Source organism: Streptomyces sp. NPDC007346 (assembly GCF_040703535.1).
Classification (GTDB): domain Bacteria; phylum Actinomycetota; class Actinomycetes; order Streptomycetales; family Streptomycetaceae; genus Streptomyces.
Genome location: NZ_JBEYKR010000168.1, coordinates 1 through 14268, shown reverse-complemented (window position 1 = coordinate 14268; position 14268 = coordinate 1). Strand labels below are relative to the sequence as shown.

10 protein-coding genes are annotated in these 14268 nt (G+C 72.9%); 7 read left to right on the top strand and 3 right to left on the bottom strand.

Annotated elements, in window-relative coordinates:
- Positions 1-168: 168 nt before the first annotated feature.
- Both AB0917_RS29945 and gabT read right to left on the bottom strand, forming a co-directional pair.
- Entirely contained in the window at positions 169-765 is a 597-nt protein-coding gene (locus tag AB0917_RS29945) for a phosphatase PAP2 family protein (RefSeq protein ID WP_366822807.1), read from the bottom strand.
- A 388-nt stretch (positions 766-1153) separates the two neighbouring features.
- Positions 1154-2494 carry a 4-aminobutyrate--2-oxoglutarate transaminase gene (gene gabT, locus AB0917_RS29940; RefSeq protein WP_366822806.1) on the bottom strand — a complete coding sequence of 447 codons (1341 nt, stop codon included), beginning with the start codon at positions 2492-2494 and terminating at the stop codon, positions 1154-1156.
- 926 nt (positions 2495-3420) lie between these two features.
- On the opposite strand from gabT, the gene AB0917_RS29935 reads away from it, so the two are divergent.
- From AB0917_RS29935 to AB0917_RS29915, 5 genes are all read left to right on the top strand, one after another.
- Positions 3421-5520, top strand: coding sequence for an ATP/GTP-binding protein (locus tag AB0917_RS29935; protein WP_366822808.1), 2100 nt, complete (start codon positions 3421-3423; stop codon positions 5518-5520).
- A 230-nt stretch (positions 5521-5750) separates the two neighbouring features.
- Complete coding sequence (locus AB0917_RS29930; RefSeq protein ID WP_366822805.1) at positions 5751-7325, top strand: PucR family transcriptional regulator; 1575 nt, start codon at positions 5751-5753, stop codon at positions 7323-7325.
- 291 nt (positions 7326-7616) lie between these two features.
- Positions 7617-9062, top strand: coding sequence for an aldehyde dehydrogenase family protein (locus AB0917_RS29925; protein WP_366822804.1), 1446 nt, complete (start codon positions 7617-7619; stop codon positions 9060-9062).
- Between the two features lie 171 nt (positions 9063-9233).
- Positions 9234-9698, top strand: a complete 465-nt coding sequence (locus AB0917_RS29920) for a helix-turn-helix domain-containing protein (protein WP_366822803.1) — start codon at positions 9234-9236, stop codon at positions 9696-9698.
- Between the two features lies 1 nt (position 9699).
- A complete protein-coding gene (locus AB0917_RS29915) occupies positions 9700-10266 on the top strand; it encodes a PIN domain-containing protein (RefSeq protein WP_366822802.1) in 567 nt (188 codons plus the stop codon).
- 192 nt (positions 10267-10458) lie between these two features.
- Here AB0917_RS29915 and AB0917_RS29910 read toward each other — a convergent pair whose 3' ends face one another.
- Positions 10459-10749, bottom strand: a complete 291-nt coding sequence (locus AB0917_RS29910; RefSeq protein ID WP_366822801.1) for a hypothetical protein — start codon at positions 10747-10749, stop codon at positions 10459-10461.
- Positions 10750-10924: 175 nt separating this feature from the next.
- On the opposite strand from AB0917_RS29910, the gene AB0917_RS29905 reads away from it, so the two are divergent.
- Together AB0917_RS29905 and aroA are read left to right on the top strand one after the other, a co-directional pair.
- The gene (locus AB0917_RS29905; RefSeq protein ID WP_366822800.1) at positions 10925-12880 is read left to right on the top strand and encodes an acyl-CoA dehydrogenase family protein; all 1956 of its coding nucleotides are present in this window, start codon (positions 10925-10927) and stop codon (positions 12878-12880) included.
- Positions 12881-12979: 99 nt separating this feature from the next.
- Positions 12980-14212, top strand: a complete 1233-nt coding sequence (aroA, locus tag AB0917_RS29900; RefSeq protein WP_366822799.1) for a 3-phosphoshikimate 1-carboxyvinyltransferase — start codon at positions 12980-12982, stop codon at positions 14210-14212.
- Positions 14213-14268: the final 56 nt, after the last annotated feature.

The window sequence follows — 14268 nt, the reverse complement described above, 5'->3', positions numbered from 1 at the left end:
CCGGCCGCGGCCGGCCGTACGCCCCACCAGACCGATGCCCGTCGCCGGGGTGAAGAGGATCGCGGCGACGGGCATCATCCATGCCGACACCCCCCGGGCCGCTCAGCGAACGCCCGTGGACCGGCGGCTGGCCGTGGGTCAGCCACCCTTGGGTCAGCCACCCGTGGGTCAGCCGCCCGTGGACCGGCGGCCGTCCGTGGACCGGCGTTCACCCGTGGACCGCCGGCCGGCCCACCACAGCGGCGCGAGCAGCACCGGCCCCAGGCACCAGCTCGCCAGCACGTCCAGCGGCCAGTGGTAGCCGTGCAGCACAAGGCCCACGCCCGTCGCCGCCGTCAGCAGCACAGCGGCGGCGGGCGGCAGCCACGCGCGCAGCCACGCCGGGCGGGGAACGGCCAGGAGGAGCAGGGCCGAGGCCCCGTACGCCACCGCCGCCGTCGCCGTATGGCCCGACGGGTAGTAGTTGACGGCCTCGGTCAGCGGGCCCTGCCGGGCGGTGGCCACCTTCAGCGGGATCACCAGCGCGGGTACGGCCGCCATGGTGAGGGCCGCGTACACCGGCAGGCGGCGGGCGCCGCGCCACAGCGCGTACGCGATGGCGCAGCCGAGCACCGGGAGCGCCACCGGCATGCCGCCGAGGTCGGAGAGGAGCTGGGTCACGGGGGCCGGACCGCGCTCGAAGAGGCTCCCGCCGACGCGTTCGTCCAGCCGGACCAGCGGGCCGTCGGCAGCCACCTGCCAGGTGATCAGCGCGAACAGCGCCACCAGGAGGGCGAGAAGAAGAGAGGCCGGCCACCCGGGAACAGGGGGGGTTGTTCCGGGATGGCCGACGGGACCGGGTCGCCGCGCGCCCCGGGGGGTGTGGGGCGGGCGGCCGTCCGATCGGTGAGGAGTCCCGGAGCCAGAGGCCCCGGTGCCGTGCGCGAAGGCACGCCCGGGACGGTGCTGGGGAAGCCCCGACCCGGAACCACCCGCGGTTTCCCGCGGGCGGTGTGTTTCTCTCATCTGCAGGAACCGTACGGCAGCAAGGGGGCGGCCGACAGTCGCAACCGCCACCCGCCATCGCCCCCGCACACCTTCTTCACAGGCCATCACGCGGAGGCCGGACGGCCACGGCGAAAAGCCGCCGCCGCCCGCTTCCGGGTTCGAACGGTCAGAGTGTGCCGAACGCCTGCTCGATCACGTCGAGGCCCTCGCCGAGCAGGTCCTCACCGATCACCAGCGGCGGCAGGAAGCGCAGCACGTTGCCGTAGGTGCCGCAGGTCAGGACCATGACGCCCTCGGCGTGGCAGGCCTTGGCGAGCGCGCTGGCCGCCGCCGGGTCCGGGTCCTTCGTACCGGACTTCACCAGCTCGATCGCGATCATGGCGCCACGGCCGCGGATGTCGCCGATGATGTCGCCGTTCGGGAGCTTGGCCCGCATCTCGGCGAGGCGGCCCTTCATGACCTCCTCGATCCGCTTGGCCTTCCCGTTCAGGTCCAGCTCGCGCATCGTCTCGATGGCGCCGAGCGCACCGGCGCAGGCGACCGGGTTCCCGCCGTACGTACCGCCCAGACCGCCGGCGTGCGCGGCGTCCATGATCTCGGCGCGGCCGGTCACGGCGGAGAGCGGCAGCCCGCCGGCGATGCCCTTGGCGGTGGTGATCAGGTCGGGCACGATGCCCTCGTCCTCGCAGGCGAACCACTGGCCGGTGCGGCAGAAACCGGACTGGATCTCGTCCGCGACGAAGACGATGCCGTTGTCCTGGGCGAACTGCGCGATGGCCGGCAGGAAGCCCTTGGCCGGCTCGATGAAGCCGCCCTCGCCGAGCACCGGCTCGATGATGATCGCGGCGACGTTCTCCGCGCCGATCTGCTTGGTGATCTCGTCGATGGCCTGCGCGGACGCCTCGGCACCGGCGTTCTCGGGCCCGGTCGGCCAGCGGTAGCCGTAGGCGACCGGGACGCGGTAGACCTCGGGCGCGAACGGGCCGAAGCCCTGCTTGTACGGCATGTTCTTGGCGGTCAGCGCCATCGTGAGGTTCGTCCGGCCGTGGTAGCCGTGGTCGAAGACGACGACGGCGGTGCGCTTGGTGTAGGCGCGGGCGATCTTCACCGCGTTCTCGACGGCCTCGGCGCCCGAGTTGAACAGCGCGGACTTCTTCGCGTGGTCGCCCGGCGTCAGCTCGGCGAGCTGCTCGCAGACCTCGACGTACCCCTCGTACGGCGTGACCATGAAACAGGTGTGGGTGAAGTCCGCGAGCTGCGCGGAGGCCCGGCGTACGACGGCCTCGGCGGAGGCGCCCACGGAGGTCACGGCGATGCCGGAGCCGAAGTCGATCAGACGGTTGCCGTCCACGTCCTCGATGATCCCGCCGCCCGCGCGGGCGGTGAAGACCGGCAGGGTGGAGCCCACACCTGCGGCGACGGCGGCGACGCGTCGAGCCTGAAGCTCGGCCGACTTCGGGCCGGGGATGGCGGTGACGACGCGGCGCTCCTGCGGAACTGCGGTCATGAGGGGCTCCTGGGGGGTGTTTCGGACGCTCTTCTTTTCTGCAGGCTAGGGGCGGGGACTCCACCCGGGCATGCTCCGATCGGGAGTGCTGGGCGCGTGTCGTTGTCCGTCACGGACAGAAGGCGGGCCGCCGGTGGGGCGCCCCCCTGCCGACCTGGTGCGACGCGGTGAGGGGCGGGCCGGGGCGGTCACTGTTCGGGCGGGTTGCTGAACTCACCGTGTCCGCGCACTAGATTGACCGGGGCAGTGGACGGACCGGCAGGTCAAGGGGGCAGTGGTTCATGGACGACGAGGGCTCGCGGAGCGTACGGGGCACGGGCGCGGACAAGGTGCCCGGCCCGGCCGTGCCACCACCGCCGGCGGGGCCGCCACGGGTGGAGCCGCCTGCGGATCGGGCGGAGGCGTGGGGCGGGCAGCCGCAGCCTGGGCAGCCCTCGGCCGGAGAGCGGCCGGCCGGTCCGCCGTCCGGGCAGTCCTCGGAACCAGGGTTCGGACACCAGCGGTTCGGGCGGTCCTCGGAACCGGGGTTCGGACACCCGCGGTCCGGGCGGTCCTCGGAACCGGGATTCGGACCCCCGCGGTCCGGACAGCCTTCTCCGTCCCTGCCCGGACAGCCCCGCGCCGAGGCGTCCCCCGCCGGGCAGCCGCAGCCTGGGCAGCCCCGGCAGTGGCCCCACCAGCCCTCCGCGTGGACCGCTCCGCCGCCCCCGGCCGGACGGCCCCCCGCCGGGCCGCCACCGGCCCGCCCCGCCGCCGCCCCGCCGCCCCCCGTCGAGCAGCCGCCCGCCGGTGCCCCCGCCCTGGACGCCTGGCTGCGTACGCCCCGGCCGCCGCAGGCACCGGGCGTCTGGCGGTTCGGGTTCACACCGCGCCCGCCCGAGCGGGGCGAGGAGGTCTCCGACCGGTCCCTCCTCGTCGGCACCCTCATCGCCCTCCTCTCCGCCCTCCTCCTCTGGTCCCTCTGGCGCAACGGCTACCTCCCCTACCGGCTCGTCCCCCTGAAGCTCTTCACCCCGGGCGAGTGGTGGAACCCGGGTACCTCCGGCGGCCCCCGCACCGTCGAGGGCTCCGACGCCCTCACCGTGTACGAGGCGCTCCTCTTCGGCCTGCTCGTCTACGGCTGCGGCCGGATCGGCAACTTCTCCGAGCTCTTCCACCGCCATGTCGTCCGCCGCGAGCAGCCCTTCCTCGCTCTCGCGGCAGCCGCCGCCGCGGGCCTGACCCAGCTCCTGGTCTGGAAGGAGACCCTGCCGGTCGTCCGCCCGGTCCTGGTCCTGGTCGCCGCCGTCGCGGGCGGCGAGATCTACCAGAGCCAGACCGTCGTCAACATCATCTACGGACTCATCGCCGCCGCCGTCCTCTGGCCCTTCGCCCGCCTCGGCCGCTGGCGCGAGCTGATCGCCGCCCGCCGGGGAGACGCCACCCCGGACCCGGCCACCGCCCCGGCCCCCACCGAGACCTCCGCCGACCGGTGGCCCGAGCTGCGCGCGGCGGGCTGGACCGACGCGGCGGACACTCTCACCGCCGAGGTCCGCACGGGCCGGATGAACGACGTGGACGTGGCCCGCCTGCGCCACGCCTGGGCGCAGGCCACCCGCGGCCCCGCCGGCCCCGCCCCCCTCGCCGAAGCCGTCCTGCGCACCGGGGGAGCCGCCGCCCTGCACCCCTCGGGCCGCCGCGACCTGCCCCGCCGCACCGCCCGCCACGACGTGCTCACCGGCCAGGTCCGCATCGGCCGCTGCGCCGAGGACCCGCACAACCCCTACGCCCGCCGGTCCACCGGCCTCGCCCTGGACCCCACCCTGCTCGGCACCTCGCTGCTGGCCGTCGGGCCCCCCGGCTCCGGGAAGTCCGACCGGCTGGTGCGGCCGGTCGTGGAGGCCCTCGGGCTGCGCGCCCTGGCCGGACAGGCGGCCGTACTCGCCGTCGGCTCCACGGGCGCGCCGCTCGGCCCGGACGACGCCTTCGACGTCGTCGTACGCGTCGGCGACCCCGCCTCCGCCCACGACCTGGACCTCTACGGCGGCACCACCGACCCCGACGAGGCCGCCGCCGTCCTCGCGGAGGGGCTGGTCGGCGATGTCGGCAGCCTGGACAGCCGCCGCGCCGCCACCGTCCTCGCCCAGCTTCTGGGCCCCTACCGGACGGCCCACGGCCACTTCCCCTCCGTACCGGAGCTGCGCGAACTCCTCGACGGCTCCCCGCAGGCCCTCGCCGCACTCCGCGCCACCCTCGAAGCCGCCGGGCACCAGGCGATGCTCCGCGAGCTGGAGGCCCGCTCCCGGCAGGCGGGCGGCCCCGGCGACCCCGCCCCGGCCCTCGCCGACCGGGTCGCACTGCTCGACCGGCCCGCCTTCGCCGGGTTCTTCGCCACCGGCCCGGACGCCCGCCCCTTCGCGCTGCGCTCGCTCGGCCAGTACCCGCTGCGGGTCCGCGTCGACCTGCCCGAGCGGGGCCACGCCGAGGCGTCCCGCCTGCTCACCCGGCTCCTGCTCGCCCAGTTCACCGCGATCACCGCCGCCCGTACCGACACCACCCTCTTCGCGGGCCTGGTCCTGGACGACGCGACCCACGCGGTGACCGCCGAGACCGTACGGGGCATCCGCCGGCTGCGCTCGGTCAACGCGGGGGCCGTCCTCACGCTCCGTACCGTCGACGACGTACCCGAGGCCCTGCACACCCCGCTGCTCGGCGCGGTCGGCTGCACGGCCGCCTTCTCCGGCATCACCACCTGGGACGGCAAACGGTTCGCCGAGGCCTGGGGCAAGGAGTGGGTGGAGACCCGCGAGGTCGCCCAGCACACCGTCTTCGCCGACCAGGCCTTCACCCGCGCCCTGCACGCCCTGCGCAAGCTGGTGACCGGCAAGGCGGTGACCACGGACGCGGTGACCGTACGGCAGGTGGAGAAGGAGCGCTGGTCGGCCTCGGAACTGGCGTACGCGGTCCCCGCCGGGCACGCGGTGATCCGGCTGGCCACGGTGGAGGGCGAGCACGCGCCGCCGCTGCTGGTGGAGCTGGGCGGCTGAGAGTCGACACCCGGGAGACCGGCGGCTGAGAGGCGACACCTGGATGACCGGCGGCGGCTGAGTGACGACACCCGGGTGACCGGCGGCGGCTGAGAGCGGTTCCAGGAACTGTGCCGCCCTGGCAGAATCGGTGACAGCCGTTCATACGGGACGGCGTAATGCACACCGCCGATCCGGCCGACGAAACACGTCACCGGTCAGACGTCACCGACCTCGAGGGTTCCGGTCCCATGCCCCCTACGCTCGCCTCGCTCGTCCAGCACTCGGCGCTCAAGCTCACCGTGCGGGCGGGCGCGGACCGGCTCGACACCCCGGTGCGCTGGGCCCACGCCAGCGAGCTCGCCGACCCCGTCCCGTACATGGACGGCGGCGAACTCCTCCTGGTCACCGCCACCAACCTGGACGCCGAGAACGCCGAGTCCATGCGGCGGTACGTACGGCGGCTGGCCGGTGCCGGGGTGGCCGGGGTCGGCTTCGCGGTCGGGGTGAACTACGACGACGTCCCCGCCGCCCTCGTCGACGCGGCCGAGGAGGCGGGCCTGCCGCTCCTCGAAGTCCCCCGCCGCACCCCGTTCCTCGCCATCAGCAAGGCCGTCTCCGCCGCCATCGCCGCCGACCAGTACCGCGCGGTCACGGCCGGCTTCGAGGCCCAGCGCGAGCTGACGAAGGCCGCGCTCGCCGGGGACGGCCCCGCCGACCTGCTCGCCCGCCTCGCCGCCCACATCGACGGCTGGGCCGCGCTGTACGACACCTCCGGCGCGGTGCTCGCCGCCGCCCCCGACTGGGCCGCCCGCCGCGCCGCCCGCCTCGTCCCGGATGTCGAACGCCTCCGGGACCGCCCCGCCCCGGCCAGCGTCGTCGTCGGCGACAGCGAGGACCGGGTCGAACTCCAGTCGCTGGGCACCGGCCGCCGGGCGCGCGGCGCACTGGCCGTCGGCACGGGAGCGGCCCTCGGAACCGCCGAGCGGTACGCCGTCCACTCCGCCGTAGCCCTGCTCACCCTCACCACCGCCCGCTCCCGCTCCCTCCAGGGCGCAGAACAGCGCCTGGGCGCCGCCGTCCTGCGAATGCTCCTGGCCGGCCAGCCCGACCACGCCCGCGCGGTCGCCGGAGACCTGTACGGCGGCCTCCTCGACGCCCCCTTCCGGCTGCTGATCGCGGAGGCGGCCGCGCCCGCCGGGTTCGAACTGCTCACCGAGACCATGGAGGCCGCCGCCGCCCGCTCCGGCGAGGCGGTGCTCATGGTCCCCGAGGGCGAACGCGTCGTCGTCCTGGCAGCCGACGGCGGCACGGCCGTCGCCGCCTGCGCGGCCTACGCCGAGGCCCAGGACGACCGCGCCCCGCGCGAGGGCGGCGCCGAGGACAGCGACGTCGTCGTAGGACTCTCCGCCCCCTGCGGCCCGATCGCCGTCTCCGCCGCGTACAAACAGGCCGAACAGGCCCTCTCGGTCGCCCGCCGCCGGGGCAGGGCCCTGGTCGAGCACGAGGAGCTGGCGGCCGGTTCGGTCCTGCCGCTCCTCGCCGACGACGCGGTACGGGCCTTCGCCGACGGCATGCTCCGCGCCCTGTACGAGCACGACGCCAAGGGCCGCGGCGACCTGGTGGCCTCCCTGCGCGCCTGGCTCTCCCGCCACGGCCAGTGGGACGCGGCCGCCGCCGACCTGGGCGTGCACCGCCACACCCTGCGCTACCGGATGCGCCGGGTGGAGGAGATCCTGAGCCGCTCGCTGGACGACCCGGACGTCCGGATGGAGCTGTGGCTCGCGCTGAAGGCGACGGAGGCGGCGACGCCGGCCGAGGGCTGAGCGGGCGGGGGCGTCCGCCCCCGCGGCGTACGTGGTCTGGGCGGGGCTTCCGGTGGCCCGGTGCACGCGGCCCGGACGCCACCGCCGACCGAACGGACTCCACCCCCTGGCCAATTCGGAGCGCCGGCCACCCACCTCACTCCACCCTGGCTAAACGCCATCGAGGCTTCCCCGCCCTACCGTGGGACCACGGAGAGGAGCCTCCCGGGCGCCCACCACCTCCGTCACTGCTTCCGTCACGACCACGACCACCACGACCTCCGTCACGACCTCCGAAGGGCCGGAACCTCCATGACTTCGCCCCACGCCTTCTGGGTGGCCGGCCGCCAGGCCACCGGTACCGACAGCTTCGACGTCACCAACCCGTACGACGGCCGCCTCGTCGGCACCGTCAGCGTGCCGACCGACGCCCAGGTGGAGGAGGCGGTCGCCGCCGCCCACGCCGTACGCGACGAGTTCGCCGCGACCCCGGCGCACGTACGGGCCGCAGCGCTCGACCACGTCGTACGGCGGCTGGGGGAGCGCACCGAGGAGATCGCGCAGCTGATCTCGGCGGAGAACGGCAAGCCGATCAAGTGGGCGCGCGGCGAGGTCGGCCGGGCGGTCTCGGTGTTCCGGTTCGCGGCCGAGGAGGCCCGGCGCTTCAACGGCGGCGAGGCCCAGCGGCTCGACACCGACCTCGGCGGCACCGGCCGCCTCGGCCTGACCCGCCGCTTCCCGCGCGGGGCGGTCCTCGGCATCGCCCCCTTCAACTTCCCCCTCAACCTCAGCGCCCACAAGGTGGCCCCGGCCATCGCCGTGGGCGCCCCGATCATCCTGAAGCCGGCCCCGGCCACCCCGATCTCCTCCCTGATCCTGGGCGAGCTGCTGGCCGAGACCGACCTCCCGGCGGGCTCCTGGTCCGTCCTGACGGTCCCGAACGACAAGATGCCCGCCCTGGTGCAGGACGAGCGGCTGCCGGTCATCTCCTTCACCGGCTCGGGCCCGGTCGGCTACGCGATCATGGAGTCCGTGCCCCGCAAGCACTGCACGCTGGAGCTGGGCGGCAACGGCGCGGCGGTCGTCCTGGGCGACTACGCCTCGGACGAGGACCTGGACTGGGCGGCCACCCGGATCGCCACGTTCTCCAACTACCAGGGCGGCCAGTCCTGCATCTCGGTGCAGCGGGTCATCGCCGACGCCTCGGTCTACGACCGGCTGGTGCCGAAGATCGTCGCCGCCGTCGAGGCCCTGGCCACCGGCGACCCGGCCGACGCCACCACCGACGTCGGCCCCTTGGTCAGCGAGGACGCGGCGAAGCGCGTGGAGTCCTGGGTGGACGAGGCGGTCCGGTCCGGAGCCGAACTCCTCACCGGCGGCAAGCGAGACGGCGCCACCTACGCCCCCACGGTCCTGGCGGGCCTCCCGGACGACGTGAAGCTCTCCTGCGAGGAGGTCTTCGGCCCGGTGATGTCCCTCCAGAAGGTGAACGGCGAGGCGGAGGCGTTCGCCGCCGTCAACTCCTCCAAGTACGGCCTCCAGGCAGGCGTCTTCACCCACGACCTCCAGACCGCCTTCCGCGCCCACCGCGCCCTGGAGGTAGGCGGCGTGATCATCGGCGACGTCCCCTCGTACCGCGCCGACCAGATGCCGTACGGCGGCGCCAAGCAGTCGGGCGTGGGCCGCGAGGGCGTCCGCTACGCGATGGACGACTACACCTACGAACGCGTCCTGGTCCTCACGGGCCTGGCCCTGTAACACCCCCGGACGCCCCACCCGCGCGGGCGGGGGCGTCCGAGGGCGCGAGAAGAACGGCCGGAGCCCATCTGTGCGGGGGCTCCGGCCGTTTCTGCCTGGACCGTTACCCGCGATCGGGTTGCGTTTACTTCGTCTATTGCGAATAATTCGACTACGAGGCTGGAGGGCGCTATGGGGACGGGCACAGGTAGGAAGATCGAGCCGGGCGTAGTTGACGCAAGGGACGCGCAGCGGGCGCTGCGGCGGATCAACGATTACTTGTCGCACACGGCTCAGAGTGAGGCGGACGTCAAGGTCCGCCTGGAGACGGGGGCGGCCGACGAGGCTCTCGTCCTGCCGCGTCCGGTCGCGGAGATGTTCGCGTCGATGCTGGCAGCTCTCGCCAACGGGCAAGGGGTCCAGATCATGCCGGTGGACGCAGTGCTGACGACTCAGCAGGCCGCCGACATGCTGAACGTGTCCCGTCCCTACTTGATCGGCCTCTTGGAGGATGGCGAAATCCCCTACACGCTTGTGGGGCGGCACCGTCGAATCCGCTTCGCGGACCTACGTCAGTACCTGCGCGAGGACGACGCGAAGCGCAAGGACTCAGCCGTCGATCTGATGGAGCTGGACCAGGAGCTGGGACTGCTCTGACATGGCATTTGTCGTCATTTACGATGCTTGCGTCCTGTATCCCAACACGCTGCGCGATCTGCTGATTCGCGTTAGTCAGCGCGGATTTGTCCGCGCCAGATGGACAGACGTGATCCTCGATGAGGTCGACCGGAACATCGCGCGAGACTACGACATCGCTCCTGAAAAGCTGCAGCGCCGGCGAGCCCTCATGAACGGGGCCATCCGAGACTGCCTGATCACGGGGTTTGAGCCCCTCATCGAGGGGCTCAAGCTCCCGGACCCTGATGATCGACATGTCCTGGCTGCAGGCATCCAGGCCGGCGCCCAGGTAATCGTCACCAATAATCGAAAGGATTTTCCGCCGCATTACCTTGCGAACTGGGGTATCGAACGGAAAAGTGCCGATGAATTCGTCATGGATCTCATCGGCCTAGATGATCGCGTCGTGTATGCCTGCGTCCAGGAGATAGCTACGTCTCGCCGACGCCCACCGCAGACGTTCGAGGACGTGCTGGGCCAGTTGGAGAGGTCAGGCCTCACCGAGTCTGTGGCCGCTCTGAGTCTGGGCCCGGGATCCGTGAGCTAGCGCGGTCCCTCGCCGGAGCGCTCCGGCGAGGACATCGAGGCTTACGAGGTCGTCGACGCCCGGATCAAGCACGCCCCCCAGTCCCCGGTCTACGACCCGATGCTCCTGCGGCCCGGTCGGCCCGGTCGGCCCGGTCGGCCCGGTCGGCCCGGTCGGCCCGGCTGACGCAGTCGGTGTCTGTTTCCGGGCCGGTCAGCCGCGTATCAGGGAAAGGGCACCGCCCGTCAGGAACACGAGCCCGACGGCCGAGACGAACCCGCCCCCGATCCGTACGAACCTCGGGTGCCGTAGGGCCTCGTTGAAGTAGTGCAGTTCGGGATGGTCGATCCCCCGCCGGGCGTAATGCCGCAGGATCGCGCGGTCGCCCTGGTTGGGGTCGAGGAAGGTGCTCGCGAACATCCCGGCGGCGCCCCGGTAGTCCGTTGCCAGCGTGAGCCCTGCCGAGAACAGTGCCGCGCCCAGCAGCAGGGATGTCAAGGGCATGAGGCCTCGAGGGTGGGTGTGGCATGCACAGTACGCAACCCACCCCGCCCGCGAAGACCGGTGCAGGTGCCGAAGTGTGGGTAAACGGGTTACATACGGACCAGTAGGCAGCGACTAGCAGTCCGTGCGTCCGGGTGCCGTCCGCCCCGGCGACGCGCGGCGAGGTGAGGCCCCCATGTCCGCACCACACAACACCCCCCAGGTCCCCCAAGCACCCAAGGTCACCGAGCGCGAGGCGCGCCGGGTCGCCGAGGACGCCCGTGAGCGGGACTGGCGCAAGCCCAGCTTCGCCAAGGAGCTCTTCCTGGGGCGGTTCCGGCTCGACCTGATCCACCCGCACCCCCTGCCGCCGCCCGACGACGTCCGGCGCGGCGAGGAGTTCCTGGCGCGGCTGCGTACGTTCTGCGAGACGCACGTCGACAGCGCGCGGATCGAGCGCGAGGCGCAGATCCCCGATGAGGTGATCGCCGGCCTCAAGGAGCTCGGCGCCCTGGGTATGAAGATCGAGACGAAGTACGGCGGTCTCGGGCTCACCCAGGTGTACTACAACAAGGCGCTCGCCCTGGTCGGCTCCGCGAGCCCCGCCATCGGCGCGCTGCTCTCGGCGCATCAGTCGATCGGCGTACCCCAGCCGCTGAAGATTTTCGGCAGCCAGGAGCAGAAGGACGTCTTCCTGCCCCGGCTCGCCACCACCGACATCTCCGCGTTCCTGCTGACCGAGCCCGACGTCGGCTCCGACCCCGCCCGCCTCGCCACCACCGCCGTGCCCGACGGGAACGATTACCTGCTGGACGGCGTGAAGCTCTGGACCACCAATGGGGTCGTTGCCGATCTGCTCGTGGTGATGGCCCGGGTGCCGGAATCCGAGGGGCACCCCGGTGGCATCACCGCCTTCGTCGTCGAGGCGGACGCCCCCGGCGTCACCGTGGAGCACCGCAACGCCTTCATGGGGCTGCGCGGCATCGAGAACGGCGTCACCCGCTTCCACCAGGTCCGGGTGCCCGCCGCCCATCGCATCGGGCCCGAGGGGGCCGGGCTGAAGATCGCGCTGACCACCCTCAACACCGGGCGGCTTTCGCTGCCCGCCATGTGTGTGGGTGTGGGCAAGTGGTCCCTGAAGATCGCCCGCGAATGGTCCGCCGTACGGGAGCAGTGGGGGCGGCCCGTCGCCCGGCACGAGGCGGTCGGCGCGAAAATCTCCTTCATCGCGGCCACCACCTTCGCCCTGGAGGCGATCGTCGACCTCTCCTCGCAGATGGCCGACGAGGACCGCAACGACATCCGCATCGAGGCCGCCCTCGCCAAGCTGTACGGCTCCGAGATGGGCTGGCTCATCGCCGACGAACTGGTCCAGATCCGTGGCGGGCGCGGCTTCGAGACTGCCGAGTCGCTGGCCGCCCGGGGGGAGCGGGCCGTTCCGGCCGAGCAGATGCTCCGGGACATGCGGATCAACCGGATCTTCGAGGGATCCACCGAGATCATGCACCTGCTGATCGCCCGCGAGGCCGTCGACGCCCACCTCAAGGTCGCCGGCGACATCATCGACCCGGACAAGCCGCTCGCCGACAAGGCGAAGGCCGGGGCCGACGCCGCCGGGTTCTACGCCCGCTGGCTGCCTCAGCTCGTCACCGGAGCCGGGCAACTCCCGGGTACGTACGGTGAGTTCAACCACTCCGGGCACCCCGACCTCTCCGGCCACCTCCGGTACGTCGAGCGCTCCTCGCGCAAGCTCGCCCGGTCCACCTTCTACGCCATGTCCCGCTGGCAGGGCCGGATGGAGACCAAGCAGGGGTTCCTCGGCCGGATCGTCGACATCGGCGCCGAACTCTTCGCGATGAGCGCAGCCTGTGTCCGCGCCGAGCATCTGCGCGGCGCCGGGGAGCACGGCCGCGAGGCCTATCAGCTCGCCGACGCCTTCTGCCGGCAGTCCCGCCTCCGGGTGGAGGAGTTGTTCGGCCGGCTGTGGTCCAACACGGACGACCTGGACCGGCGCGTGGTGGAGGGGGTGCTCTCCGGCACGTACACCTGGCTGGAAGAGGGCGTCATCGACCCCAGCGGAGACGGCCCCTGGATCGCCGACGCCACCCCCGGACCCTCCACCGAGGAGAACCGGCACCGGCCGGTGCGCTGAAGGCCTCGGCCTGTCGTGGCCGAGCGGAGTGTCCTCCACCGCGTCCACACACCGGACGCACTCCGCCCGGCCCGCCCGCCGCACGGCAGGATGAGAGCCGTGACCGTCATCGACATTCCCGGCTCCAAGTCCGTCACCGCGCGCGCCCTCTTCCTGGCCGCCGCCGCGGACGGCACCACCACCTTGCTGCGGCCGCTGCACTCGGACGACACCGAAGGCTTCGCCGAGGGGCTGAAGAGCCTCGGTTACGCGGTCTCGCAGGAGGCCGACCGCTGGCACATCGAGGGCCGCCCGACCGGACCCGCCGCCCCCGAGGCCGACGTCTTCTGCCGCGACGGCGCCACCACCGCCCGCTTCCTGCCCACCCTCGTCGCGGCCGCCGCCTCCGGCACGTACCGCTTCGACGCCTCCGCCCAGATGCGCCGCCGCCCGCTCGCCCCGCTGACCCGGGCCCTCATCGCCCTCGGCGTCGACCTGCGCCACGAGGAGGCCGCGGGACACCACCCGCTGACCGTCCGGGCCGCCGGGATCCAGGGCGGTGAACTCACCCTGGACGCGGGGGAGTCGTCCCAGTACCTCACCGCGCTCCTGATGCTCGGACCGCTCACCGCCAAGGGGCTGCGGATCGAGGTCACCGAGCTGGTCTCCGCCCCGTACGTCGAGATCACCCTCGCGATGATGCGCGGCTTCGGCGTGGACGTGGCGCGGGAGGGGAACACCTTCACCGTCCCTCCCGGCGGCTACCGGGCCACCGCCTACACCGTCGAGCCCGACGCCTCCACCGCGAGCTACTTCTTCGCCGCCGCGGCCCTCACCGGCCGCGAGGTCACCGCCCCCGGCCTCGGCACCGGCGCGCTCCAGGGCGACCTGCGCTTCGTCGACGTCCTGCGGGACATGGGCGCCGAGGTGGAGGTGGGCGCCGACGCCACCACCGTCCGCTCCACGGGCAGTCTGCGCGGGCTCACCGTCAACATGCGCGACATCTCCGACACCATGCCGACCCTCGCCGCCATCGCGCCGTACGCGGACGGTCCCGTACGGATCGAGGACGTCGCCAACACCCGGGTCAAGGAGTGCGACCGGCTGGAGGCGTGCGCCGAGAACCTGCGGCGCATGGGCATCACCGTGCACACCGGTCCCGACTGGATCGAGATCCACCCCGGTACGCCGAAGCCCGCCGAGATCGCCACCCACGGCGACCACCGCATCGTGATGTCCTTCGCCGTCGCCGGACTGCGCACGCCCGGACTCACGTACGACGACCCCGGCTGCGTACGCAAGACGTTCCCGCGGCGGATACATCGTCCAGTCGCGCGCAATCCAAAAAGGTGATTGATGCGCCCACAAACGCCCGAAGCAGAAACCCCCGTTAGCGCCGCCCAGCCCAT

Excerpts from the sequence above, each read along its gene's own strand:
- AB0917_RS29910 (WP_366822801.1), bottom strand. The coding sequence starts at position 10,749 with ATGCCCTTGACATCCCTGCTGCTGGGCGCGGCACTGTTCTCGGCAGGG.
- AB0917_RS29925 (WP_366822804.1), top strand. The coding sequence starts at position 7,617 with ATGACTTCGCCCCACGCCTTCTGGGTGGCCGGCCGCCAGGCCACCGGT.
- gabT (WP_366822806.1), bottom strand. The coding sequence starts at position 2,494 with ATGACCGCAGTTCCGCAGGAGCGCCGCGTCGTCACCGCCATCCCCGGC.
- AB0917_RS29905 (WP_366822800.1), top strand. The coding sequence starts at position 10,925 with ATGTCCGCACCACACAACACCCCCCAGGTCCCCCAAGCACCCAAGGTC.
- AB0917_RS29930 (WP_366822805.1), top strand. The coding sequence starts at position 5,751 with ATGCCCCCTACGCTCGCCTCGCTCGTCCAGCACTCGGCGCTCAAGCTC.
- AB0917_RS29920 (WP_366822803.1), top strand. The coding sequence starts at position 9,234 with ATGGGGACGGGCACAGGTAGGAAGATCGAGCCGGGCGTAGTTGACGCA.
- AB0917_RS29915 (WP_366822802.1), top strand. The coding sequence starts at position 9,700 with ATGGCATTTGTCGTCATTTACGATGCTTGCGTCCTGTATCCCAACACG.